This is a genomic window from Aquabacterium sp. CECT 9606 (assembly GCF_918741295.1).
Taxonomy (GTDB): domain Bacteria; phylum Pseudomonadota; class Gammaproteobacteria; order Burkholderiales; family Burkholderiaceae_C; genus Aquabacterium.
On record NZ_CAKKNB010000004.1, the window covers coordinates 648,574 to 672,560 of the forward strand.

Sequence of the window (23,987 nt, forward strand, 5' to 3'; positions counted from 1 at the left end):
TGTCCACACCATGTCCCACCGTGTCAGCCTGACCCAATACCTGATCGAGCAACAACGCGGCGCCGCGCAATTGCCCGCCCAACTGCGCCTGCTCATCGAAGTGGTCGCGCGTGCCTGCAAGAGTATCGCCATCAGCGTCAACAAAGGCGCCCTGGGTGATGTGCTGGGCACCGCCGGCAGCGAGAACGTGCAGGGCGAAGTCCAGAAGAAGCTGGACATCATCGCCAACGAAGTGCTGATCGAAGCCAATGAGTGGGGCGGCCACCTGGCCGGCATGGCCTCCGAAGAAATGGACGACATGCACGCGGTGCCCAACCGCTATCCGCAAGGCGAGTACCTGCTGCTGTTCGACCCCCTGGATGGCTCCAGCAACATCGATGTGAACGTGAGCATTGGCACCATCTTCTCGGTGCTCAAGCACAAGGGCGGCGACGTCACCAACGACAGCTTCCTGCAACCGGGCACTGCTCAGGTCTGCGCCGGCTATTGCGTCTATGGCCCCCAAACCACTCTGGTGTTGACCGTGGGCCAGGGCGTGGTCATGTTCACGCTGGACCGCGAGCAGGGCTCATGGGTGATGACCGACAGCGACGTCCGGATCCCCGAAGACACCAAGGAATTCGCCATCAACATGTCGAACCTGCGCCACTGGGCCCCGCCCATGAAGCGTTACATCGACGAATGCCTGGAAGGCAAGGACGGCGTGCGCGGCAAGGATTTCAACATGCGCTGGGTGGCCTCGATGGTGGCCGACGTGCACCGCATCCTCACCCGGGGCGGCATCTTCATGTACCCCTGGGACAAGCGCGAGCCCAACAAGCCCGGCAAGCTGCGCCTGATGTACGAAGCCAACCCGATGAGCTTTCTGGTGGAGCAGGCGGGTGGCATGTCGACCAACGGCACACAGCGCATCATGGAACTGCAGCCCACGCAGTTGCATGAGCGTGTCAGCGTGATGCTGGGCTCGAAGAATGAAGTGGCGCGGGTGACGCAGTACCACTTGGACCAGGGCACCTGAGATAGAAAGCCTGGCTGAAAAGCCATGCTAGAATTTTGGTCTGGATTGCCGGTGTAGCTCAGTCGGTAGAGCAGCTCATTCGTAATGAGAAGGTCGGGTGTTCGATTCATCTCTCCGGCACCAATCAAACAATCAAAAAGCCCAACTCACAAGGTTGGGCTTTTTTTGTTTCCAGGAGCCCAGGGGAACCATTTTTGATGTGCAGGAGTCATATCGGCTCTTTGTGCAGTCAACCAAAAAATGGGTGGTGGCGCCATGAGAAGGTGGCTTAAGCAGAATCGTTCCATGCTCGCTTTCGTGCTGGGTTTCGGATTTTTCCGACTGGCGATCGCGGACTGGAACCCCATTCCCTCCGGCTCCATGCGCCCTACCTTGCTCGAAGGCGACGTGGTGCTGGTGAACCGGCTGGCCTACGACTTCAAAGTACCTCTGACCAACCTGTCCCTGCTGAAAACCGGTGAACCCCAGCGCGGCGATGTCATCACCTTCACCTCGCCCCAAGATGGCGTGCGCCTCATCAAACGCCTGGTGGCCTTGCCCGGTGACCTGGTGGAAATGCGCGAAGAAGTCCTCTACATCAATGGTCAGCCAGCCCAGTACCTCGGCGTCTCCTCCGCAGCGCAGGACTTGGTCGGTGGTGTCAAGGAACCAGTTCTGCTGGCGCGGGAGCAAAACCTGGGGGCCAACCATGCCGTGCAATTCTTGCCCCAGGTGCGCGCCATGCGGAGTTTTCCGGCCACTCGGGTGCCTCCCGGCAGCTATTTTTTCTTGGGCGACAACCGGGACAACAGCGCCGACTCCCGCTACATCGGCGTGGTGCCCCGCGAAATGCTGATCGGCAAAGCGCACCACATCCTGGTGTCGGCCAATATCTTGGGTAATTGGTTGCCCAGATTCGATCGGTTGGGGCAGGCCATCGAGTGAAAGCTCGAAACCCCATGGCCGCGTGTCAAGCGGGCAGGTAAAATCCCTGTCTTGCCCAGTGACTGTCATCACCATGACACGCGAGACCACCCCATGATTTTTGGAAAACTTCTGCCCCGAGAGGGCAATTTTTTCGAGCTGTTCAACCAGCACGCCAACCACACAGTCGCCGCGGCCCACGCGTTCGCGAACCTGGTCAAGCACTACAACGACCCGATCCTGCGAGAAAAGTACACCCAGGAAGTCGATGCGGCGGAAAACTCCGCCGATGACGTCACCCGTGAAGTCAACAAGCTGCTCCACAAGACCTTCATCACCCCGATCGATCGCGAGCAGATCCACTCGCTGATCAACACGATGGACGACGTGGCCGACCTGATCCACGGCGCGGCCGAGACCATGGCCCTGTACGACGTGCGCACGATGACCGACGAGATCATCCGCTTGACCGAACTGGGCGTGAAGTGCTGCGAACGCCTGCGCTCGGCCGTGGCCCTGCTGCACGACATCGGCAGCGCCAAAACCGCCGAGGCCGCACTCAAGACCTGCGAAGAAATCGACCAACTGGAGTCTGACGCCGACCGTGTTTTGCGTGCCGCCATGAGCAAGCTGTTCCGGGAAGAGTCCGATGTGCGCGAGCTGATCAAGCTCAAAGCCATCTACGAGATGCTGGAAACCGTGACCGACAAGTGCGAGGACGTCGCCAACCTGATCGAGGGCGTGATCCTCGAGAACTCCTGATCCGGGCGGCTGACCATGGTTTCCATGCAGGCGGCCCTGTGGGTCGTTGTTCTTCTGGTGGTGCTCGCGCTGCTGTTCGATTTCATGAACGGTTTCCACGACGCGGCCAACTCGATCGCGACGGTGGTGTCCACCGGTGTGCTGCGCCCCGCGCAAGCGGTGCTGTTCGCGGCTTTCTTCAACGTCGTCGCCATCTTCATCTTCCACCTGAGTGTGGCCACCACCGTGGGCAAGGGCATTGCCGACCCGGGCGTGGTCGATGTGCACGTGGTGTTTGGCGCCCTGATTGGCGCCATCACCTGGAACGTGATCACCTGGCTCTATGGCATCCCCAGCAGCTCGTCGCATGCGCTGATCGGCGGCATCGTGGGCGCGGTGATGGCCAAGGCCGGGGCCGGTGCGTTGGTGGCCAGCGGCATTGTCCGCACGGTGACGTTCATTTTCGTGTCGCCCTTGCTGGGCTACGTTTTTGGCTCGCTGATGATGGTGCTGGTGGCCTGGGTGTGCCGGCGCATGGCGCCCACGCGCATTGACCGCTGGTTCCGCCGTCTGCAATTGGTCTCGGCCGGTGCCTACAGCCTCGGCCACGGTGGCAACGATGCGCAGAAAACCATCGGCATCATCTGGATGCTGTTGATCTCGACCGGCTACGCGTCGGTGGACGACAAGGCCCCGCCCACGTGGGCCATTGTGTCGTGCTACATGGCGATCGGCGCGGGCACCATGTTCGGTGGCTGGCGCATCGTGCGGACAATGGGCCAGAAGATCACCAAGCTCAAGCCAGTGGGTGGTTTCTGCGCCGAAACAGGCGGCGCCATGACCTTGTTCATCGCCACGGCCTTGGGCGTGCCGGTCTCCACCACGCACACCATCACGGGTGCGATCGTGGGTGTGGGGTCGGTTCAGCGTGCCAGCGCGGTGCGCTGGGGCGTGGCGGGCAACATCATCTGGGCCTGGATCCTGACCATTCCCGCCGCGGCCTTTGTCGCGGCCGTGGCTTACTGGCTCAGCTTGCAGTTGTTCTAAGGCCTGGTTTCGTAAGCATCTGTTCCTGGTTCACAGACCGGCATGGGGTTTGCCGGTTCTTGTGCGTTACACCACCAGGAACAAGCCATGGCCCGAGCAACGCAACCCAGTCTGGTCGTCCAGGAATTGAATTGCGCGCCCTGCATGCTGTGCATCTACCAACCCGAACACCCGCCCTCGATTGAGGCCCTGGGCTATTGGGGGCGCAAGGGCGTGTTTTCGCTGGCCAGCGAATTGCACGTCAGTGATGACGAACCACCGCGCCGGGTCTGGAAGACGCCGCCGCAGTGGCCCGTTCAGTGTTGCCGGGAAGAAGACCTTCACATCATCGAGATGGTCGATCCCGCCTTGGGCGGCACGTCGGTCAATGGGCCAGGGTCGCTTTCAGCGTGATCTCAGGCACGCTGGCCAGCGCTTTTGACAGCGGACAGTTTTCCTTGGCCGCCTGGGCGATTTTCTGAAAAGCTTCCTCGTCCAAACCAGGCACCACGGCGGTCAGCTGCAGCGCAATGCGGTCAATCAAGAAGCCGTCGCCTTGCACCTTCAAGTGCACATTGGCCTGGGTGTCCACCTGGGTGGTGGCAAATCCGGCTTTGTCGCAGGCGAATGAAAACGCCATGGTGAAGCAAGCGGCGTGGGCGGCGCCCAGCAGTTCCTCGGGGTTGGTGCCGGTGCGGTCATCGCCAAACCGGCTGGCAAATCCGTAGGGGTAGTCTTTCAAGGCACTGGTCTGCGGGGTGCTGATCTTGCCCAAACCTTCCTTGCCCCGGCCTTCCCAATGAACATTGGCGGTCTTGTCTGACATGGCGTTTCTCCTGTGATGGGTGGTGGATGTAGCAGTAGAAGCCGGACCAGTCTATCTACTTCGCCCTGGGCGTGTTCAGGGTGTGGTCAGGCTGGCTGAGGCGGCTGGCGTCCTCCAGACTACATCGCCAGGGGGCTGTTGGCGTCATTCAACTTGGCGTACGCGGCCAGCGCCGGAATGGGCAGGTCGATGCACGCCACGGACATGTGGCAAGGCTGCGCGTCGACGTTGATGACGGTGTCTTGAGCCCATGCGCCAATCCCCGCTTCAAACTCCTGGGGCTCGATGGACAGGCCGCTGCCCAGGGCTTTCAGGCAGGCTTCCTTGCGCGTCCAGCAGCGGAAGAAAACTTCCAGCCGCTGCGGCGGTGTCGTTTGCAGAAAAGCCGCGTACTCGGCCGCCGTGAAGTTTTTCCGGGCCAGCAGGTCGGCGTCGTCCATGGGCGTCAGCAACTCGATGTCGACGCCGATGGGGCCGTGGCGAGAAACCCCGATCAAGGCCCACCCTGCGCTGTGGCTCATGTTGAAGTGCAGTCCGCCGCCATTCAACAGGCGGGGTTTGCCATGCACGCCAGTGGTGAACGCCAGCGTGGCGGCATCAATCCCCAAGGTCTGGCCCAGAACCTGACGCAAGGCGATGTGGCTGGCGCGGTAACGGCGCGCATGGATTTCAAATCGGAAGCGGTCGGCACGTGCCAGTTCTTCGGCACTTAGCACCGATGGGTCGGCCGTGGCGGGTGGGCCGGCATCCAGGTCGACCAGCCACCACAGCAAGGCGCCATCGGCGGTTGATCCCGAGGTGGAGGCCGGAGGTTTGGACATATGATTCATCACAGTCCTGAATGTAATCGGAGGTAGCGTGGGCTCCAGCGATGTGTTTGTGCAGCGGCCCAGGCGGGCTTGGAAACGTTGGGTTCTTGCTTTGCTGGTGCTGTTGGCCGGGTTGGTGGGCACGGCTTGGGCTTTGCGTGAACAGATTCCACCGCTTTGGGAGCAGCGCGCGCGCCTGCTGCTGCAGGGCATTGAGGCCGACGATTCCATCCGCATCACCATGCCCGATGGCACCCGCCTGGCGGCCAGCCTGTACAGGCCGCGGGGGGCTGATGGCCCATTGCCCACGATTCTGGTGCGCGAGCCCTATGGGCGGCTTCACCATGGCGAGGCCCTGCGCTCGGCCAGTCTGGCCAAGTTTGGCTACGCCGTGCTGGTGCAAGACTTGCGCGGCAAGTTCGACTCCGAGGGGCAGTTCGCCACCTGGGAGATGGCGACCGACGACGGCGTGGCGACCCTGGACTGGATCATCAAGCAGCCCTGGTCCAACGGCAAGGTGGGCACCTATGGTTGCTCGGCGCTGGGCGAGGTCCAGTACTCGCTGGCGCGGGCCCGTCATCCGGCGCACAAGGTGATGATCGCCTCGGGCGCGGGGGGCGGCATCGGTTCGGCCATGGGCAGCCGCGAGGCATTTGGCTGGTTCGAAGGCGGGATCTTTCAACTGGCCGGAGGCTTTGGCTGGTTTCAAGAGAACGGTAACCGCGACAAGAATGCCCCCGTGGCTTCGCAAGTGGACCACGCGGCCGCTTTGCTCAGCCTGCCCTTGATCGACATGCTGCGGCGCGTGCAGCCCGGCGCCAACGGCTTCGAAGATTTCCTGACCATTCCCCTGGGCGACCCCCGCTGGGAGCGCAACGACTTCGTGAGCGAAGGCGATCACCTGACAACGCCAGCCCTGGTCATCAATACCTGGGGCGATCAGACGCTGCAAGCCACCTTGGACCTGGTCGCGTTCACGAAGGCGGGGCAACCAGCGTCGCAGGTGCCGCCGCAGCATGTGATCATCGCGCCGGGCAACCATTGCGAGCACTTGTCGCTTGCCGACAGTGACCGGTTTGGCGAGGTCGAAGTCCACAACACCACGCAACCCTACACCTTGTGGTTCAGGCGCTTGTTCGACCACTACCTCAAAGGCGAGGGGCCGGGCCTGTCCGATCTGCCGCCCTACCTGTACTACGTCGTGGGCGAGAACCGCTGGTTGGAAGCCAAGCAGTGGCCGCCTGAGCAAGCCCAGATTCAACGCTGGTTTTTGAGCGGGCAGGGACACGCCAATTCGGTGAAGGGCGATGGGGCGTTGCTGCCCGAGGCGGCCGCAGCCTCGGCCCCCGAGTCTGCCGATCAATACCGCTATGACCCGGCCAAGCCCGTGCCATCGCGTGGTGGCCCGATCTGCTGCACTGGCAATCCGCAAGACAAGGCCGGCCTGGTGAACCAGCGCGATGTGGAGTCGCGCGACGATGTGCTGGTCTACACCTCGGCCCCGCTGGCCAAGCCGATGCGCATCGCTGGTCCCTTGAACGCTCGTCTGGTCGTGTCGTCGTCGGCGCTGGACACCGACTTCGTGGCGCGCCTGGTGCATGTGCGGCCCGATGGCACGGCCACCAACATCCAGGAGGGGGCCTTGCGCGCCCGTTACCGTGAGGGGCTCACGCGTCCGGCCCTGATGAAGCCAGGGCAACGCTATGAGTTGACGGTGCGCATGCGCTCCATGGCCTACCTGATTCCCCAGGGCCACCGCATCCGGCTGGACATCACCAGCAGCAGTTTTCCGCGATTGGAGCGAAATTTGAACACCGGGGGCCGAAATTATGACGAGTCGGTGGGCGTGGTGGCGGTGAACACCGTGCACCATGGCGGGACTGCGCCGTCCTTTGTCGAGCTGCCCGTGCTGGACACACCAGACATCGTGGAAGGGAAGTAAGCCATGTTGAAATGTTTTGACGACACCTGCGATCCAAGCCTGATGGACCTGCAGCCTTTCATGTTCCAGCACAAGCTGGTGGGCCACCCGGCCTTGAGCATGGAGAACCTGCGCCGCGCCATCCCTGCGCTGCCCGCGGACCATGTCAAGTATTCCAAAGGTTTGCTCAAGAATGGTGATGACTTCGAGAACGCGTCCGTCCAGCAGCGCAACGGTCTGTCGCTGGAGGAAACCATCGAATCGATCCGGACCTCGGACTCGTACATCATGGTGCGTTCGCCGCAGGTCGATGACTCCTTCGGGCCTTTGTTCCGCGATCTGAGTGCCGACGTCGAGGCCTTGCTGCGCCAGCAGTTGGGAGATCGTCCGGGCTTGCTGATCGCGCCCCGGCTGTACCTGTTCATCGCCTCACCCAACAGCCACACGCCTTTCCACATCGATCGCAACTCGACCATGCTGATGCAGTTTCGCGGCAGCAAGGAGATGGTGATCTTCCCGCCGTGGGAACCCAAGGTGGTGGCCGATGCCGACCGCGAGGCTTACGCCGCTTACGTGAACACCAAACTGCCCTGGTCGCCCGACAAGGACGTGTACGCCAGGCGCTTTGACTTCAGGCCAGGCAACGGGCTGCACATCCCTTTCATGGCCGGCCACTATGTGCGCAATGGCAGCGAAGATGTTTCCATCTCCATGTCCATCATCTTCAACACGCCGCGCACTTACGGGCAGCTCAATGCCCTGCAGTTCAACCACCAGTTGCGTGGTTTGATGCGGCCCGTGGGGCTGTCACCCAATCCGGTGGGCCAGGCCGACTGGCGCGATTCGGCCAAGTCGAACCTTTGGCGTGCGCAGATGCGCATACGCCGCTCTCTGGGCATGCCCGATTACTACTGATTGAGCAGGCGTTCTTTCAGCCAGCGGTCCACGTCGCGGATGAAGGCTTGCTGCGCTGGCTGGCGGGTGAGCAAGTGGTCGCTCAAGGCCAATTGTTCAAAGGCCACCCGCTGCACAAAGGCTTCGCCCTTGAACATGTCGTGGAACTGGCCCCGGTAGGCGTACCACTCGGGCTCGCCACCGCTGTAGTAGAAGAACAGCTCCACGCCTTGGTCGACCAGGGTGCGAAAGCGCTGGGTGTATTCCTCGCGCGAGGTGACGGGCGCCGAGGTCAGGCCTTCGTAGGCGCTCACTGGCGCGCGGCTGCCGCCTTTGTCTTGGTCAGGCTTGGCCTCAGGCGGGCGCACCTTGGCGATGAGCCGCCGTGCAATCCCTTTGACGCCTGCACGGCGCAGCCGGTAGGCCAGCTTGTGGAGCTTGGACAAGTGCGTGGGGAAGGCGTAGAAATCCCACAGCACGGCACCGCGCAGACGTGGATCGGCCAGGGCGGTGAGGTGGGCCACTTCGGCGCCCGAACAAAAGCCCACCATGAAGAAGCGATCGCAGCCCAGCCGGGCTTGGGCTTCGTCCATGGCGGCACGCGTGTCGGCCACCCATTGCTCAACCATGGGCAGGGAGCTGGTCGCGCGGCGGCTGTCGCCCAGGCCACTCATGTCGAAGCGGATGCTGGGGATGCCCATCTTGGCGAAGTGCCTGGCCAGGTGCACGTTCATGCGGTGCGGGCCAGAGCGCGGGATGACGCCGGAATTGGTCAACACCGCGCACCAGCCTGGCTTGCGTGTGCCGCTGCTGGCTTGGGTGATGGTGGCGACGATGTGCTGCTCGGCGCCCAGGATCAGGGAATGTTCTTGGGTCATGGCTCAGTCCAGTGCGGCCAGCATGAGGCGCAAGGCATCGGGCGGCACGATGGCCGTGCCCAAGGCCTGGCTGGACAGCCAGTTGGTGCGGGTCTCGACCGTGTGCAGGTGCAGGTGGTCGCTGCTGATGGGGGGCAGGGCCTGTCGCTGTTCGGCATGCAGGGCGCAGGTCAGGGTCATGCCCCGACGCAGGGCGGGTGCCAGTTGCAACTCGGAGACATCAGTCAACTCGGCCACCAGGCGCGGGCCCATGGCAAAGCCCAGGACATCACCGGGTGCCTGGGGTTCGCTCACGCGGCCTTGCCGCAGCAACTGCGGCCAGGGGTAGCCAAACTCGCGCGACAGCTCGGCGCGGTGGCCGTCGTACAGGTTTTGCAGGTAGGCGGGGCCGTCGATGACGGGTTCCCAAAGCACCACATGCCTGGGCAGGGGGGCCGCTCGGACCGAGGCGCGCAAGGCCAGGTTGGCACCCAGGCCCATGCCAAACCATCGGATGGGGCCGCCGCTCTGGGCCTGCAAATGAGCGTGCAAACAGGCGTGTGCGGCCAGGGTGTCTTCAACCCAGTCGCTCAAGGCCTGGTCTTGCTCCTCGCCGGGTGAGTCGGCCGTGCCGTGGTAATCGAACCGCAGCACGTCGCAACCTTGGCGCGATAGGCGTTCCGACAGCACGCGGAACATGGCTGCGGTGCGCGTGGCTTCCTGCCCCCATGGGCGGCACAGCAGGAAGGCGCCCCGGTGGGCGACTTGCGTGCTGGCTTTCTGGAGCACGCCCATGCAGGGGCGCGAGGGGGATCCGAATGAGCTGACCGAAATGTCCATGCCTTGCGTCATGCGCGCCTGACCAATCCGACAATGCGTTGCATCAGGCTGCCCGAGGAGGGTGTGGCAGCCGGTGGGGTGGCAGGGGCGCTGTGGACCGTGTCTGCGTCGTACACCACGGCCAACTGGGCCAGGGTGTCAAACACATAGCGCTGCGGAGAAATGCGCTTGCCCAAAGTTTGTTCGATTTTTTGAACTGCTTGCATGACTTGCAATGAGGTGCCACCCAGGTCAAAGAAGTTGTCGTGCAGGCTGATGTTCTTCAAGCCCAGGATGTCTTCCCAGACCTTGGCGATGAGTTGCTCGGTGGACGTGCCCGGGTTGGCCGAAGCCGCCCGGCGCGTGCCCACAGGTTCGATCTGCTCTTCCAGGCTTTGCAGCCGCCCATCGCTGCGCCAGCGCGCGGGCACGCCGGTGTGGCTGTCCTTGCCCAGCGTCAAGCGCAGAAGGCCGGCGGCACCCAAGGGCAACAGGGTTTGATGGTCTTGTTCGTCAACGACCGACAAGGCGCCGGCCAGCAAGGGGCGTCCCATCACGCCCGAATCGTTCCGGCTGGTGAGCAGCTCGGCCGTGACGGGCAGGCCCAGCGGCGAGGGGCGGTGGCAAGACAGCACGGTGCAACCCGCGTCGAGCAGGGCCTTGACCAGGTCGGGCGTTGACTCCGTGGCTTGCAGCCAGGCGGTCAGTGAGAGCGTGGCACCTTGGCGCGCGGCCAGGATGCGCCGCCAGGTGTTGGCGGGCGCGTCCAGCTGGCCGATGGACTGGGACTTGATCAGCTTGATGAGGTGCAGGCCATCCTGCGATTGCGGGCCCGCGACGATCAGCAGGCAGGCTTGGGCGATCCAGGTTTGCAGGGCCTGCAGCAACATGGAAGGCGCCGTGGCGGCGTCTTCCAGCACCATGACCTGGTCGGACGGCAGCACTTGGCTGTGCTGCGACAGGGCGGCGCACAAGGTGGACAAGCTTGCCTTGCTCACGGCCATGGAGGGGGTCGTGGGCGTGGCGACTGCCGGGCTTGCGCTAGCGTGGATGCGTGCGCCCAGCAAAGTGCGCGTGTCGACCCAGGGCAATGGGCCTGCGTCTGCGGATTGCTCGCTGACAAGCACCGCGTGGTCGGCATGGCTGGGCAGCATGGCGCCCAGCAGCACCTGCGCTTCGCAACGCAGCGCGGCCACGCCCGCCACGAGCCTGACCACGGGATCGGTGGTGTGGACCACCACGGTGTCACGCCCGCCGGTCAGGTGAGGGCGCAACAAGCCCTCGACCTGGTCGATGCGTTGGCCCAACTCTCCAAAGCTCAGGCTTTGATCGCCGATGCGCAGCGCCGGCCTGGCGGGATGGGCCTGGATGTGCGCGTTCATCACTTCGATGACGTCTACCGTGGCTGGCGTGGGCAGGGCAGCCTGGCTCAAGCGCTTGAGCTGATCCTGCTCGGCGGGGCTGGCGGCCAGCAATTGCCGAACGGGTTGGCGCGGATCGCGCACGATGTCACCCAGCAAGCTCAGGAAACGATCCCGCAGCGCGGCCACGGTGGCGGGCAGTAAGAGTTCGGCGTTGTATTGCAAGCCACCTTCGATGCCGCCTGGGATCTCGACCATCCACAAGTTCAGGTCTTCGGTGGCCCCTTTTTGCAGCAAGGGGATGCGTTCGTGGGCCAAGGGGCCCCAATGGGTCTGGCGCTGGCGGGCGTCCTGGAAGGAGAACATGACCTGGTACAGGCGCGTGGCCGCGCCGGCACGTTGGCCATCCAGCTCGCGCGCCAGCACTTCGAATGGCGCATCCTGGCTGGCGAAAGCGTCCACCATGGTCTGTCGCACCGACTTGATCCAATCCAGGCAACTCAGGTTGGGGTTGACCGCCAGGCGGATCGGCAGCATGTTGTTGAAGAAGCCCATGATGCCTTCGAGCTCGGTGGCGGTGCGGCCACGCACGGGCATGCCGATGGCAGGCTGGCTGTCGCCCAACCACTGGGACATCAAGGCCGCGTAGACCGAAAGCATGACGATGCTGACGGTGCTGCCGGTTTGCTTGGCCACCTCGCGCACTTGCTCGACAAGGGCGTTGTCCATGTGCATCCACTCGGTCGAGCCCAGGCCATTGGTCGCCAATTGGCGGGGCACGTCGCCCACGGGTGCCTTGGGCAGGGGGCCCGTGGCGAACTGCTTGGTCCAGTAAGCGACCTGGTCCTTGAGCTCCTGGCTTTGCAGCCAGGCCTGGTGCCACTCGGCGTAGTCGCCATAGGTGATTGGCAGGGGCGGCAAGGCAGGCTCTTGGCCTTGAAGGTAAGCCTCGTACAGCGCGGAGATCTCGGTGTAGAGGATGTCGAACGACCAGCCATCCCACAAGACATGGTGCGTCATGAAGAACAGCGCATGTTGCTGTTCGCTCAGCTTGAACAGGCGCATCTTGAGCAGGGGCGCCTGGCCGAGGTCAAAGGTCTCGGCGGTGAGGGCATCCAGGCGCTGGGCCAACAGCGTTTCTTGCGCGGCGCCACTCAAATGGCTCAGGTCTTCCAGCGGCAGCAGGCTCACATCAACGTGGTCGGCGGTTTTCTGGATGTAATGATCGCCTTCGCGCACGATGGACGTGCGCAGCGCTGGTTGGCGGCGGACCATTTCCTGGAAAGCGCGGTTGAAAGCGGCCAAATCCATCGGGCCGGTGAGCCGATGGGCCGACGGTGCGTTGTAGACCACGCGGCCGGGTTGCATCTCCTCGATGAAGCGGATGCGCTCTTGCATCAGCGTCAAGGGAGCGGTGCCTTGCTGGGGCCGGTGCACGATGGGTGTCCGTTGGGCGGCGGGGTTGGCCATGCCGCTTTGCTGCTCGATGGCTCGTGCCAGCTTGGCAACCGAAGGTGCTTCGAACAAGTTGCGCAGGGTCAGCTGCAAACCCAGTTGCTTGTTGAGCTGGCCAATCACGCGGGCGGCCAGCAGCGAGTGGCCACCCAAGGCGAAAAAGTCATCGTCGACGCCGATCTGGGGCACCTTGAGCATGGCCTGCATGGCTTGGGCAATGGCTTGCTCCAGCTCGTTGCGCGGCGCTTGTGCCAAAGTGCTCGTCGAGGCCTTGGGCTCGGCCGGCGCGGGCAGGGCCTTGCGGTCGATCTTGCCATTGGGCAGCAGCGGGATGGTGTCCAGGATCACCGTGTGCTGGGGCAGCATGTACTCGGGCAACTGGGCCGACAGGTGGGCCTTGACTTGCGCGGCATCAGGCGGCGTGCCGTTGGGCACGATGTAGGCCACCAGGCGCACATCGCCTGGGCCGAACTCGCGGGCCACGACCACACAGCGGTTGACTTGAGGGTGGTTGGTCAGCTGTGTTTCGATCTCGCCCAACTCGATGCGGTTGCCGCGGATCTTGACTTGGTGGTCGGCCCGGCCCAGGTACTCGATGGCGCCATCGTCCAGCCATCGGCCCACGTCGCCGGTCTTGTACATGCGGCCGCCCGGGTTGAAAGGATCGGGCAGGAATCGCTCGGCGGTCAGGTCGGGGCGGGCCACGTAGCCCATGCCCACTTGCACGCCGCCGATGTACAGTTCGCCTTCGGCGCCCACGGGCAGCAGGCGCAGTTGCTCGTCCAACACGTACATGCGCGTGTTGGCAATGGGGCGGCCAATGGGCACGATGCGGCGCGGATCATGGGGGCGGCAAGCCCACCAGGTCACGTCGACGGCGGCTTCGGTGGGCCCGTACAGGTTGCCCAGCTGGGCGTGGGGCAGGCATTCGAAAAAGCGCTCCACTGCGTCAATCGGCAAGGCTTCGCCCGAGCACAGCACTTGTCGCACCGAAGTGCATTGGTCCAGGCCTGGCTCTTCCAGGAAAAGGTGCAGCATCGAAGGCACGAAGTGCAGCACGGTGACCCCTTCCTCCCGGATCAGGCCGGCCAGGTAACTGGCGTCACGGTGCCCTTCGGGCTTGGCCACGACCACGGCGGCACCCGTCATCAGTGGCCAGAAGAACTCCCACACCGAGACGTCGAAGCTGTAGGGCGTTTTCTGGATGACGCGGTCTTGGGCGGTGAGCTGGTATTCCTGCTGCATCCATTGCAGCCGGTTGACGATGCCCTGGTGCGCATTCATGGCGCCTTTGGGGCGCCCGGTGGAGCCCGAGGTGAAGATGACGTAGGCCGGGTCTTGGGGTGTGCCCACCAATGGGCCGGTTTGAACGGGGCCTGATGTGGGTTCATCCATGCGCAGGATGTGGGCCGAGGCCGGGAAGGCCGAACCCGCCTTGGCCCATTCGGCTTGGCGTGTGACGATGACGTTCATGGACGCGTCTTCGCACATGTGCGTCAGGCGCTCTTTGGGATAGGCCGGATCCAGGGGCACGTAAGCCCCGCCGCTGTAGACCACACCCACCAAGGCGGCGACCAGCTCGATGCTGCGATCCAGGCACACGCCCACCAAGGTGCCGGGCACGACGCCTTGGGCGCGCAGGCGGTGAGCCAGGGCCCAGGCCTGCTGGTCGAGTTGCGCGTAGGTGACATCTTGCCCTTCAAAGCGAACGGCGATGGCGTGGGGATGCTGTTGCGCACTGCGGCTGATGAGGTCACCCAGCCGCAGGCCGGTTTCATAAGCCGTCTCGGTGGCATTGAAGGCTTGCAGTCGCGCCAGGTCCTGGGCGCTGATCGTACTGATCGGGCTGGCTTGCTGCGTGATCTCGGCCAGCAGGGCTTGCAGATCAGCCACGATTTCAGCGGCCCGTTGTGGGCTGAAGAACTCGGTGCTGTGGTGCAGGTCCAGCGTCAGGGCCTGCGGGGTTTCGTAGAAGTTGAAGATGACTTCGCTGAGCAGGCCGAGCTTGCGGCCTTCGTGCATTTGCGCCTGCAAGGGCGCAAAGCCGCTCAGGTCCACGCGCGGGTTCAGGTTGAAGAACACACCAGTCAGCGGTGGGCGGCTGCCCATGCTGGGCTGGCCAATGGCGCGGGCCACGCTGCCTTGGGTGGCCAAGGGGTGCTCCAGGGCGTCCATCAAACTGTTGCGCGCGTGGGCAAGCACGGCCTCAAAGCTCTGGCCCCGCTGGCATTGCAGGCGCAGGGGCAGATCGAGCACGCCATCGGCGATCAAGGGCGCGTGGCGTGCCAGGCTCTGGCTGGCATAGGGGATGGACACCACGAAGTCATCTTGACCGCTGCGGCGCTGGATCAGCATGCTCACCGCGGCCAGCATCACCTGGAACAAGGTGGCCTTGTTCTGGCGGGCCTTGGCCTGCAGGGCGGCCAGCACCGGGCCGTCGATCTGCGCGCGCAGGGTGTCGCCCTCGAAGCGGCGGGGATTGGGGGGCGTGCGGTCGCCCAGGCTCACGGGTTGCGGGGCGTTGGCCAATGCCTGGCGCCAGAAGGCCAGGTCTTCCTGGCCTTGCGGGCCGTCCCAGCGGGCTTGCTCGTCGATGGCGAAGCGGCGGGGCGATTCAGCGGCCGGCCAGGTCGGGCTGAGGCCCAGGCTGCGGGCGCGGTAAGCCGTGGCCAGGTCGGTGAGCATCACGCTGGAGGCCCAACCGTCAAACACCAGGTGGCTGGCCACGAGGTGAACCACCACGCGACCATCGCTCAAACGAAGCAAGCTCACGCGCGCCAGGGGCGTTTGGGTCAACGAGAGGTCTTGGCGACTGGCCTGTTCGCAGAAGGCGTCGAGGGCCTGTGCCGCATTGGTCTGGCTACGCAGATCAACGTGGGCAATGCTCGGTTGATGCTGCTCGTCCAGGATCTGCTGAGGTTCTGTGGCGTCGAAGTGGATGCGGAAAGCCTCGTGGCGTTGCAGCACGTCTTGCAGAGCCGCTTCCAGCGCGGCTTCCTGCACATCGCCTTGCAGGCTCAGGCAAAAAGACTCGTTGAGCGCGATGCGGGCGTTGGCGTCAAAACTGGCGGCCAGCCAACGCTCGGTCTGGCCGGGCGTCAACGGGGCGGGGTTGGGCAGGGCCAGGCGCTGGGGCGGCGTGGGGGTGCCATCGCGTGGCGCGATGAAACCCAGGGCCATCAACTCATCCAGCGATTGGGTGAACACGGTGAAGATGCGGTCCAGCTCGGCATCGCCCATGGCTTCGGTGACGAAGTGTCCGAACTGCTCATACAGGTGCAGGCCGTGGAAGCGCAGCAGGTAGTAAAACAGGCTGACGTATTTCTGGTTGTCATCCCAGGCCAGGCGCCACAACGATGCGCAATGCACGGCCTTGACCGGTGCGCCGCGGGCGGCGAAGGCGGTGTTCAACCGATCGACCAAGCCTTGTGTGCGGCCATTGAGCGTGGCGTACAGCTGGCGACCGCCCTGCTTGAGGTGCAGCAGCGACGCGCGCGCGGCGGCCAGTGCCAGCGGGTGGCGCACAAAGGTGCCGGCAAAGTAGGTGACGCCCGCCTCGGGGTAGGAGTCATCGCCGTATTGCCAATGGCCTCCGTCCAACGCGTCCAGCCACGCCGACCCGCCCGCGATGGCGGCGAAGGGCAGCCCACCGCCGATGATCTTGCCGTAGGTGGAGATGTCGGAACGCACGCCATAGAACTCTTGCGCGCCGCCGGGCGCCAGGCGGAAGCCTGTCACCACTTCGTCGAAGATCAAGGCGCAGCCGGCCTTGTCGGCGATCTGCCGCAGTGATTGCACGAAGGCGCGCGGCTGCAAGGTCGGGTACTTGTTCTGGATGGGCTCGATCATGATCGCAGCCAGTTCGTGGCCGCGTTCGCGCAAGACCTTCAGCGAGTCTTCGCTGTCGTAGTCCAGCACCAGGATGTTCTCGACGGCGTTGGCCAGGATGCCCGGCGCGGCCGACAGCGAGCGCAACTGCTTGGTGCCGCGCACGATGACTTCGTCAAAAATGCCGTGGTAGGAGTTGGTGAAGATGGCGATGGTCTTGCGGCCAGTCACGGTGCGCGCGATGCGCATGGCGCCCATCACGGCTTCGGAGCCGGTGTTGCAGAAGGCCACGCGCTCCATGCCGGTGAACTCGGAGATCAGCTCGGCCACCTCGGCCGACATGGGATGCTGCGGGCCGACTTCGATGCCCGAGTCCAGTTGCTCCTTCATGGCCTGGACCACGCTGTCGGGCTGGTAGCCCAGCAGGTTGGCGCCAAAGCAGGACAGCAGGTCGATGTACTCGTTGCCATCGATGTCCCACACGTGGGCACCCTTGGAGCGGTCGGCCACGATGGGGTAGACCAGGTCCTTCCACAAGGGATTGAAGCCGGTGACGACGCGTGGGTCGGCCATGACCTTGCGGTGCTTCTGGCTGAAGGCCTTGGACTGGCCGGTGCGGGCGTTGTAGCGGACGATGAAGTCGTCCAGCCATTGGCGTTGGGCGGGCGTGAAATCGGTTTGCGCATCCAGCGTGATGCGCGCCGAGGCGCCAAAAGGCTTTTCAAGCAGGGATGTCTTGGATGGCTGCTCCAGCGCGGGCAATGGGGCGGCTGGCGTGGGCGTAGGTGCAAGTGCGGGCGCACTGACCGGTGCCATCGCCGGAGCAGCGCTGACCAGGCCCTGGCCAGACAGCAAGGCCAGTTGCTGGGCCATCAGCTGCATCTGCTGCTGGATCAACTGGTGGACAGCATCGCCCTGGACGGGGGCGAATGTGGGTGCGAACACAGGCTGACTTTGGCCCATGGCTTGTGGGGCAAACGATGCAGCCGGCGCAATCGGTGCGGCGGGCGCGGCCACGGGCGGTGGTGCGAACTTGTCGGCGGGCAGCTGGGCATCCAGGAACTCGCCCAGCTTGGCCAGGGTGTCCAGGTCTTCCAGCAGGCGGCGAAAGCGCAGCTTGATGCCAAACACGCGCTCCAGCTCCAGGGTGGCCTGGGTCAGCGAGAGCGAGTCCAGGCCCTGATCCACGAAGGTGGCGTCGCGGTGCACGGATTCGGCGGGGATGCCTGAAACATCGACAAGGATGCGGGTGAGTTCCTGTTCAAGGCGGGGTAGGCGGCTCATGGGCGGGACATCCTCTGGAACGGAAGAAGCAGGAAGAACAGGCGCGGCGTTGACCACCACGGGTGCCACGGTGCGGCGTTTGAACCAATGCACCTCGCCCCTGAAGGGGTAGGCGGGCAAAGGCCATCGGCGGGCTTGGCGCGAAACTGGCCAGGCGATGTCAACCCCCGCGCACCACAAGGCGCCAATGGCCTGCAAGGCTCGGGTAGCGGGGGCGCCGGGGTCTTGGGCCGGACCGAGCAGCGGCACGATGCGGGGCACGACGTTGTCGGCTGTGCGGTGCTGGCGCATCAAGGCGGTCAAAGCCTGGCTGGGGCCGACTTCAATGAACACCGTGTCACCTTGCGACAGCTCGGCTTGCACGGCGCGGCTGAACTGCACGGTGGCGCGCACCTGACGGGCCCAGTAGCTTGGATCCGTGGCTTCATGCGCCAGCAAGGGCGCGCCGCTGATGCACGAGTAAACCGGGATGCTGGGCGCGCTCAAGGTGGCCTGGGCCAGCGCTTGCGCCACCTTTGGCAAGGCGCCGTCCATGCTGGCGCTGTGGAAGGCATGGGACACCTTCAGGCGCGTGGTACCGATGTCTTGCGCTTCCAGCTGAGTGGCAAAGGCCGCGATGGCATCGAAGCTGCCAGCCACCACCGTCAAGGCCGGTGCATTGGCGGCGGCCAGTTCAACCCCCGCTGGCAGCATGCGGCCGACCACATCGCTGCTGGCGCGCACGGCCAACATGGCGCCGGGTGGCTGCTCGAACATGGCTTGGCCACGCTCGATGACGGCGCGCATGGCATCGGGCAACGACAAAATGCCGGCGTGGCAGGCGGCCGCGTATTCGCCAATGCTGTGGCCAATCATGGCCTGCGGTTTGATGCCCAGGCTGTCCAGCCAGACGGCCAGCGCGTAGGACACGGCGAACAAAGCCGGCTGGGCATGCCGCGTTTCAGCGAGGCCTGCGGCGGCCAAGGCGTCACCGGGCTCGGCATCGATCAGCCAGGTGCGCAGCTTCACGGCCATGTCGGCCGGGGCCACGGCCAGGCATTGCTCGAAGGCTTCGCGGAAGGCCGGGGCCTGGTCCACCAAAGCCCGCGCCATGCCGGGATGTTGAGAACCCTGGCCGGGAAACAGGAAGACCATCCGGGGCTTGGCCGCCGGGATGGCACTGGCCACCTTCACGTCGCGCAGGGCGGCCACGGCAGAGGCCGCGTCGCTGGCCACCACTGCCACACGGTGCGCCATGGGCTGGCGGCCCCGAGTCAAGGTGGCGACCACGCCGGACAGCGGTATGGCCGGGTGGCGCTCAAGGTGCTTGGCCAGATCCTGGGCCCGTTGCAATGCGGCCTGTGGCGAGCGTGCAGACAAGGGCAACAGATGCAGTTGGCCAGTGTTTTCATCGTCGGGCGCGGTTTGCACGGGCGCTTCTTCCAGCACCACGTGGGCATTGGTGCCACCCACGCCAAACGAGCTGACCGCTGCGCGACGCACTTGTGGCCCACGTGGCCAGGCGCGAGCCTCAGCCTGCACTGTGAACGGCGTGTTGGCCAAGTCAATCTGTGGGTTGGGCCGGCGGTAGTGCAGGGTGCCCGGGATGATCTCGCGGTGCATCGACAAGGTGGCCTTGATCAGGCCCAGCACACCCGCAGCGGCCACCGTGTGGCCCAGGTGGCCCTTGATGGAGCCGATCTGGCAGAACTGCTTGTCCGCCGTGTCGCGGGCCCACGCCCGGCTGAGCGCGGCGATCTCGATGGGGTCGCCCAGCGAGGTGCCAGTGCCGTGGGCTTCGACATAGCCGATGCTGCGTGCATTGATGCCCGCGTGGTCCAGCGCCATGGCGATGGCCTCGGCCTGCCCGCTCACGCTGGGCGCGGTGAAGCTGGCTTTGTCGCCCCCATCGTTGTTCAGGCCGACGCCCTTGATCACGCCATAGACGGTGTCGCCATCGGCCAGGGCCTGCTTCAGGCGTTTGAGCACGACCACGCCGCCGCCGCTGGCAAAGACGGTGCCCGAAGCTTCAGCATCAAAAGGGCGGCAACGGCCATCGGCCGATTCCATGCTGCCTTCAACGTACAGGTAGCCGCTGATCTGTGGCACCACCAGGGTCACGCCACCGGCCAGGGCCACATCGCATTGGCCTTGCGCCAAAGCGTGCCAGGCCTGCGTGATGGCCACCAGCGAGGTCGAGCACGCCGTGTGGATGGACACCGCCGGCCCACGCAGGTTGAGCCGGTTGGCCGCGCGCGTAGCCACATAGTCTTTTTCGCTGGCCAGCATGGTGGCGAACTCGCCGTAGCGCTGGATCAGTTCGGGGTCTTCCAGCCGCATGGCGGGCAGGTAGGTGTTGTTGGCACTGCCGGCATACACACCGATGCGGTCTTGCACCCTGGCCGGGTCAATGGCGGCGTCTTCAAGGGCCGACCAGCACAGCTCCAGGAACAGGCGCTGCTGCGGGTCGAGCACAGTGGCTTCGCGCGCCGAGATGCCAAAGAAGGCCGCGTCGAAACGGTCGGCGTCTTCCAGCACCCCGCGTGCTGCCACGAAGTTGGGGCGGCTGCGCAGGTCTTGCGGCACGGACGGGTCCAGCTCGTGCGGCGCAAAGCGACGGATGCCCTCGCGGTCGGCCAGCAGGTTGTCCCAGAAGGTGTCCAGATCATGGGCGTTGTCGGCCCGCACCGACATGCCGATGATGGCAATGCCGTCTTGGTCTTGTGGGCCGGCGGGCAGGTGCCGCCGAACCGGCGCGGCGGCGCCTTGCAGGCTGTCGCGCATGCCAGCAATGGTGGGGCGGTCGTACACCTCGGCCACCGACAGGTTCAAACCCAGTTGCTTGATGCGGCCCACGAAGCGCATCACCAGCAGCGATCGGGCCCCGGCATCGAACACATTGGTGTCGTCGGCCAGGTCGCTCAGGCCCAGCAGTTCTTGCCAGACGCTGCGCAGTCGTTCGGTCACCGGCAGCGTCGTGGGGTCGACGGCCGAAGTGGCCTCCACCGCGGGCAGGGGCAAGCTGCGCCGGTCGATCTTGCCGCTGGGGGTGGTGGGCAGTTTGTCCAGCGCGATGAAGCGCACGGGGATCATGTAGTCGGGCAGGCGGTCGCGCAGCCATTGGCGCAGCGGCGCCAGCAGTTGCGTCAGCGCCGGGCTGCCAGGGCGCAGCACCACGTGGGCGACCAGCTGGCGGCCAGAGCCAGGCACGTCGGGCGCGGTCACGGCGGCATCCTGGACCGATTCGTGCGTCATCAGGGCCAGCTCGATGTCGCCGGGCTCAATGCGGAAACCATCGACCTTGAGTTGCTGGTCAATGCGGCCCTGGTAAGTCAGCACACCCGCAGGGTCGCGGCTGACCAGGTCGCCCGTGGCGTACCAGCGGCCCGGCAGGCCAGCGGGGCCGTCCAGAAAGCGTTCGGCGCTCAACTGGGCCTGGCCCAGGTAGCCGTGGGCCAGGGTTTCGCCACCCAGCAGCAACTCGCCGGTTTCGCTGGTGCTGAGCGCGCCGGTGTCAGGGTCGCGCAGGGCCACTAGGACATGGGGCAAGGCGATGCCGATGGGCGGAATGCCGGGCCAGGAGGCGGGCGGGCCGCTGAGTTCGAAGGCCGTGACCACGTGGCTTTCAGTCGGGCCATAGTGGTTGTGCAGCACCGCTTTCGGCAGCCGCGCGAACAGGGCGCGGATGGTGGGCGTGACCTGCAATTGCTCGCCAGCGCTGACCACTTCACGAAGGGCCAGCGGGGGCTTGCTTTCCTGGTGCGCGTCATCATCTGCCTGGGCCAGCATCTGCAAGGCCACGTAGGGCAAAAAGATGCGTTCAACGCCGTGCTCTTGCAAGGCTTGTCGCAACAAGGCCGGGTCACGCCGGTGGCTGTCGGGGATCAGCACCAGCGTGCCGCCGCAAGCCAGGGTCGAGAATATCTCCTGGAAATGCACATCGAATGACAAGGGCGCGAACTGCAGGGTTCGGGCGGCTTGCCCCAGGCGGGGATGCTGCGCATGCCATTGGGTGAGGTGGCGCAAGGGCAGGTCGCCCATGGCCACGCCTTTGGGCCGCCCGGTGGAGCCCGAGGTGAAGAGCACATAAGCCAGGTCGCTGGCGGCGGCATGGGGCTGCCCTTGCGGGGCCGCGACCGAGTCCAAGCCGGGAACGGGGCCAACGAGGTCTTGCAAGGTCGACAAGGCGGCCGGCTCGCCCACCACCACGCGGGGCTGGGCGTCGGCCAACATGGCTTGCAGCCGATCAGCCGGGTAACTCAAATCCAATGGAACGTAGCCCACGCCGGCCTCGACCGCGGCCAGGATGGCGATCACCGTGTCAGCGGACCGTGTGGCGGCGATGGCGATGCGGTCCCCGGGGACCAGCCCGGCCGCGCGCAAAAGGTCGGCCTGCTGGTGGACTTTGGCGGACAAAGCCCGGTAATTCAGTCGGATTCCCGAATATTCCAGGGCGATGCCATCGGGATTTTGGTCAGCGGCGGCGCGCAACCAGTGGCTCAGGGCCGGTGGGTTCATGACATTCCTGCTGGATATTTCTTGTGTGACCATGAAACCCAGTCGACTGGTGGGGGCGAATTTGTTTCAAGGGGTATCCTGAAAATCATACGACAGTGAGGGTTATGCATACCATCCCCTAAAACTGTGCCATCAAGTACCTTTTCACCATTTGGGCGGTTTGAAGAGGTGTTTCCTGCATGAAACAGTGCCCGCCCGGAGTTTGAATGTCACTGACGTGCGGATTAATGGCTTTCCACTGTTGCACGGATGCCGCGATGAATGGAAATGTCTGGTCGGCATGAATCACCTGAACCGGGGTTTTGATTCCGTTCAGGGCGCCCCACAAGCCATCAGCAACGGAGCTGAAAACCTCGGACTCCCTTTGCGGTGAGCATTTCAGTTCCATGCCGCCCTCGGCCGACGGGCGCAATGCGTGGTCAACGAAGGCTTGCAGGGCCGGCCCCGTCCAGTTTTTGTAAACGCCCCGGCCTTGCAGGGCTGCGAAAGCAGCGGCTTTGTCTGGCCAATGGTGTCGGCGGGCGCGCGCTTTGCGGGCCAGTTCGCTGTGGCTGGCCAGCCCCGTCCACTGGGCCATTTGGGCGGCCCACAGCATGGGCGCGGGCATGATCACCGGGTCCAGCAACACGGCCCGTTCGAACAAACCCGGGTGCTGGGCCAGGGTCAGGCTGGTCAACACGCCACCAAAGCTGTGCCCCACGGCATATCGGCGCACCTGCTTGTACAAGGGCAAATGGGCGTTCATGGCCTCGACGGCCAGTTCGGCGCTGCGGTTCCATCCCACGAAGTGGCCGCCATGGTCGCTGTCACCGTGGCCCTGGGCATCGCTCAGCCACAGGTCGAAATCGGGCGCCAGTTCGGCCAGCAAAGGCTCGTAGGCGCGCCCGCAAAAACCATTGCCGTGGATGAAGTGCAGCAGCGGCTTGCCGGTGGGCCGGGTGTGCCAGCCTCGCAAAGCAAACCCTTCTCGACCGGTGTAAACCCAAGGAATCAACTGCATGTGAACTTGGCAAAGGTGAAAGTGGCACGGTGGGTTAGCATGCTCGCATGAAAATCAATCAAGCGCTTGATTTGAATCAATTGGAGCCCCCGGAGCGTGGCGCCCGGGCCCGTGAGCGCCTGCTGCACGAGGCCATGCGCATCTTTGCCGACAAAGGTTTCGCCAAGGCCTCGACCCGGGAGATCTGCCAGGCGGCCGGTACCAATGTGGCCTCCATCCATTACTACTTTGGCGACAAGGCCGGTTTGTACCGCGCCGTTCTATTGCGGCCCATCGAGGCCTTGACCTCGGAGTTCGCCAATTTTGATGACCCCGCCTTGCCATTGGACGAAGCGCTGCGGTGTTTGATGTCGGCCTTTTTGTGTCCATTGAGCCATGGCGCCCAAGCGGATGCGAACGCCGAATGCGGCATGAAGCTGCACCTGCGTGAGATGGTGGAGCCCAGCGCGGCCTACAAAGAAGTCATCGCTCAGTACATCCAGCCTCACCACCAGCGGGTGGTGATGTTGCTGGCGCGGCACGTGGGTGCCACCGAGCCCGACGATGCCTTGCACCACCTCGCGTTTGCCTTGCTGGCCATGGTGCATGACTACAGCTTGTCGCGTGAATTCATGAGTGTGCTGGCGCCGGCCTTGCTCGAAGGAGACGAGGCGGTGCGCCAAGTGTTGAACCGTTTGGTGGGCTATGGTGTTGCCCTGGTGGGCCACGAGCGCGGTGTGCGCGCAGCGGCCCGCTGATAAGAAAATCC

Annotated in this window: 14 protein-coding genes and 1 tRNA gene; 9 read left to right on the forward strand and 6 right to left on the reverse strand. The window is 64.5% G+C overall.

Annotated elements, in window-relative coordinates; translation table 11 throughout:
- The first annotated feature begins 10 nt into the window (after positions 1–10).
- From LQ232_RS20220 to LQ232_RS20245, 6 genes are all read left to right on the forward strand, one after another.
- Positions 11–1,018, forward strand: coding sequence for a class 1 fructose-bisphosphatase (locus LQ232_RS20220; protein WP_230182182.1), 1,008 nt, complete (start codon positions 11–13; stop codon positions 1,016–1,018).
- A gap of 47 nt (positions 1,019–1,065) precedes the next feature.
- Positions 1,066–1,141: transfer RNA gene (locus tag LQ232_RS20225), tRNA-Thr, on the forward strand.
- Between the two features lie 162 nt (positions 1,142–1,303).
- Positions 1,304–1,942 carry a signal peptidase I gene (gene lepB / locus LQ232_RS20230; RefSeq protein WP_230182183.1) on the forward strand — a complete coding sequence of 213 codons (639 nt, stop codon included), beginning with the start codon at positions 1,304–1,306 and terminating at the stop codon, positions 1,940–1,942.
- A 93-nt stretch (positions 1,943–2,035) separates the two neighbouring features.
- A complete protein-coding gene (locus LQ232_RS20235) occupies positions 2,036–2,683 on the forward strand; it encodes a DUF47 domain-containing protein (RefSeq protein ID WP_230182184.1) in 648 nt (215 codons plus the stop codon).
- 15 nt (positions 2,684–2,698) lie between these two features.
- The gene (locus tag LQ232_RS20240; RefSeq protein ID WP_230182185.1) at positions 2,699–3,709 is read left to right on the forward strand and encodes an inorganic phosphate transporter; all 1,011 of its coding nucleotides are present in this window, start codon (positions 2,699–2,701) and stop codon (positions 3,707–3,709) included.
- 87 nt (positions 3,710–3,796) lie between these two features.
- A complete protein-coding gene (locus LQ232_RS20245) occupies positions 3,797–4,102 on the forward strand; it encodes a hypothetical protein (protein WP_230182186.1) in 306 nt (101 codons plus the stop codon).
- Here LQ232_RS20245 and LQ232_RS20250 read toward each other — a convergent pair.
- Positions 4,074–4,514 (reverse strand): OsmC family protein, encoded by a 441-nt coding sequence (locus LQ232_RS20250; RefSeq protein WP_230182187.1) that lies wholly within the window; start codon positions 4,512–4,514, stop codon positions 4,074–4,076. The two genes, LQ232_RS20245 and LQ232_RS20250, sit on opposite strands and share 29 nt — an antisense overlap.
- Before the next feature lie 119 nt (positions 4,515–4,633).
- Complete coding sequence (locus LQ232_RS20255; RefSeq protein WP_230182188.1) at positions 4,634–5,335, reverse strand: 4'-phosphopantetheinyl transferase superfamily protein; 702 nt, start codon at positions 5,333–5,335, stop codon at positions 4,634–4,636.
- A gap of 37 nt (positions 5,336–5,372) precedes the next feature.
- On the opposite strand from LQ232_RS20255, the gene LQ232_RS20260 reads away from it, so the two are divergent.
- Both LQ232_RS20260 and LQ232_RS20265 read left to right on the forward strand, forming a co-directional pair.
- Entirely contained in the window at positions 5,373–7,265 is a 1,893-nt protein-coding gene (locus LQ232_RS20260) for a CocE/NonD family hydrolase (protein WP_230182189.1), read from the forward strand.
- A gap of 3 nt (positions 7,266–7,268) precedes the next feature.
- Positions 7,269–8,159 (forward strand): cupin-like domain-containing protein, encoded by an 891-nt coding sequence (locus LQ232_RS20265; protein WP_230182190.1) that lies wholly within the window; start codon positions 7,269–7,271, stop codon positions 8,157–8,159.
- Here the strand turns inward: LQ232_RS20265 and LQ232_RS20270 are convergent.
- The 4 genes from LQ232_RS20270 to LQ232_RS20285 all read right to left on the reverse strand — a co-directional run bounded on the left by LQ232_RS20270 (position 8,153) and on the right by LQ232_RS20285 (position 23,239).
- Positions 8,153–9,016, reverse strand: a complete 864-nt coding sequence (locus LQ232_RS20270; RefSeq protein ID WP_230182191.1) for an alpha/beta fold hydrolase — start codon at positions 9,014–9,016, stop codon at positions 8,153–8,155. The two genes, LQ232_RS20265 and LQ232_RS20270, sit on opposite strands and share 7 nt — an antisense overlap.
- A gap of 3 nt (positions 9,017–9,019) precedes the next feature.
- Positions 9,020–9,835, reverse strand: coding sequence for a serine aminopeptidase domain-containing protein (locus tag LQ232_RS20275; protein ID WP_230182192.1), 816 nt, complete (start codon positions 9,833–9,835; stop codon positions 9,020–9,022).
- An 8-nt stretch (positions 9,836–9,843) separates the two neighbouring features.
- Positions 9,844–22,239, reverse strand: a complete 12,396-nt coding sequence (locus LQ232_RS20280; protein ID WP_230182193.1) for a non-ribosomal peptide synthetase/type I polyketide synthase — start codon at positions 22,237–22,239, stop codon at positions 9,844–9,846.
- A 118-nt stretch (positions 22,240–22,357) separates the two neighbouring features.
- A complete protein-coding gene (locus tag LQ232_RS20285) occupies positions 22,358–23,239 on the reverse strand; it encodes an alpha/beta fold hydrolase (RefSeq protein ID WP_230182194.1) in 882 nt (293 codons plus the stop codon).
- Between the two features lie 47 nt (positions 23,240–23,286).
- On the opposite strand from LQ232_RS20285, the gene LQ232_RS20290 reads away from it, so the two are divergent.
- The gene (locus tag LQ232_RS20290) at positions 23,287–23,976 is read left to right on the forward strand and encodes a CerR family C-terminal domain-containing protein (protein ID WP_230182195.1); all 690 of its coding nucleotides are present in this window, start codon (positions 23,287–23,289) and stop codon (positions 23,974–23,976) included.
- The last annotated feature ends 11 nt before the right edge of the window (positions 23,977–23,987 follow it).

Coding starts and splice junctions, on each gene's coding strand:
- LQ232_RS20270 (WP_230182191.1), bottom strand. CDS start 9,016: ATGACCCAAGAACATTCCCTGATCCTGGGCGCCGAGCAGCACATCGTC.
- LQ232_RS20240 (WP_230182185.1), top strand. CDS start 2,699: ATGGTTTCCATGCAGGCGGCCCTGTGGGTCGTTGTTCTTCTGGTGGTG.
- LQ232_RS20250 (WP_230182187.1), bottom strand. CDS start 4,514: ATGTCAGACAAGACCGCCAATGTTCATTGGGAAGGCCGGGGCAAGGAA.
- LQ232_RS20220 (WP_230182182.1), top strand. CDS start 11: ATGTCCCACCGTGTCAGCCTGACCCAATACCTGATCGAGCAACAACGC.
- LQ232_RS20235 (WP_230182184.1), top strand. CDS start 2,036: ATGATTTTTGGAAAACTTCTGCCCCGAGAGGGCAATTTTTTCGAGCTG.
- LQ232_RS20245 (WP_230182186.1), top strand. CDS start 3,797: ATGGCCCGAGCAACGCAACCCAGTCTGGTCGTCCAGGAATTGAATTGC.
- LQ232_RS20280 (WP_230182193.1), bottom strand. CDS start 22,239: ATGAACCCACCGGCCCTGAGCCACTGGTTGCGCGCCGCCGCTGACCAA.
- lepB (WP_230182183.1), top strand. CDS start 1,304: ATGCTCGCTTTCGTGCTGGGTTTCGGATTTTTCCGACTGGCGATCGCG.
- LQ232_RS20265 (WP_230182190.1), top strand. CDS start 7,269: ATGTTGAAATGTTTTGACGACACCTGCGATCCAAGCCTGATGGACCTG.
- LQ232_RS20285 (WP_230182194.1), bottom strand. CDS start 23,239: ATGCAGTTGATTCCTTGGGTTTACACCGGTCGAGAAGGGTTTGCTTTG.
- LQ232_RS20255 (WP_230182188.1), bottom strand. CDS start 5,335: ATGTCCAAACCTCCGGCCTCCACCTCGGGATCAACCGCCGATGGCGCC.
- LQ232_RS20290 (WP_230182195.1), top strand. CDS start 23,287: ATGAAAATCAATCAAGCGCTTGATTTGAATCAATTGGAGCCCCCGGAG.
- LQ232_RS20275 (WP_230182192.1), bottom strand. CDS start 9,835: ATGGACATTTCGGTCAGCTCATTCGGATCCCCCTCGCGCCCCTGCATG.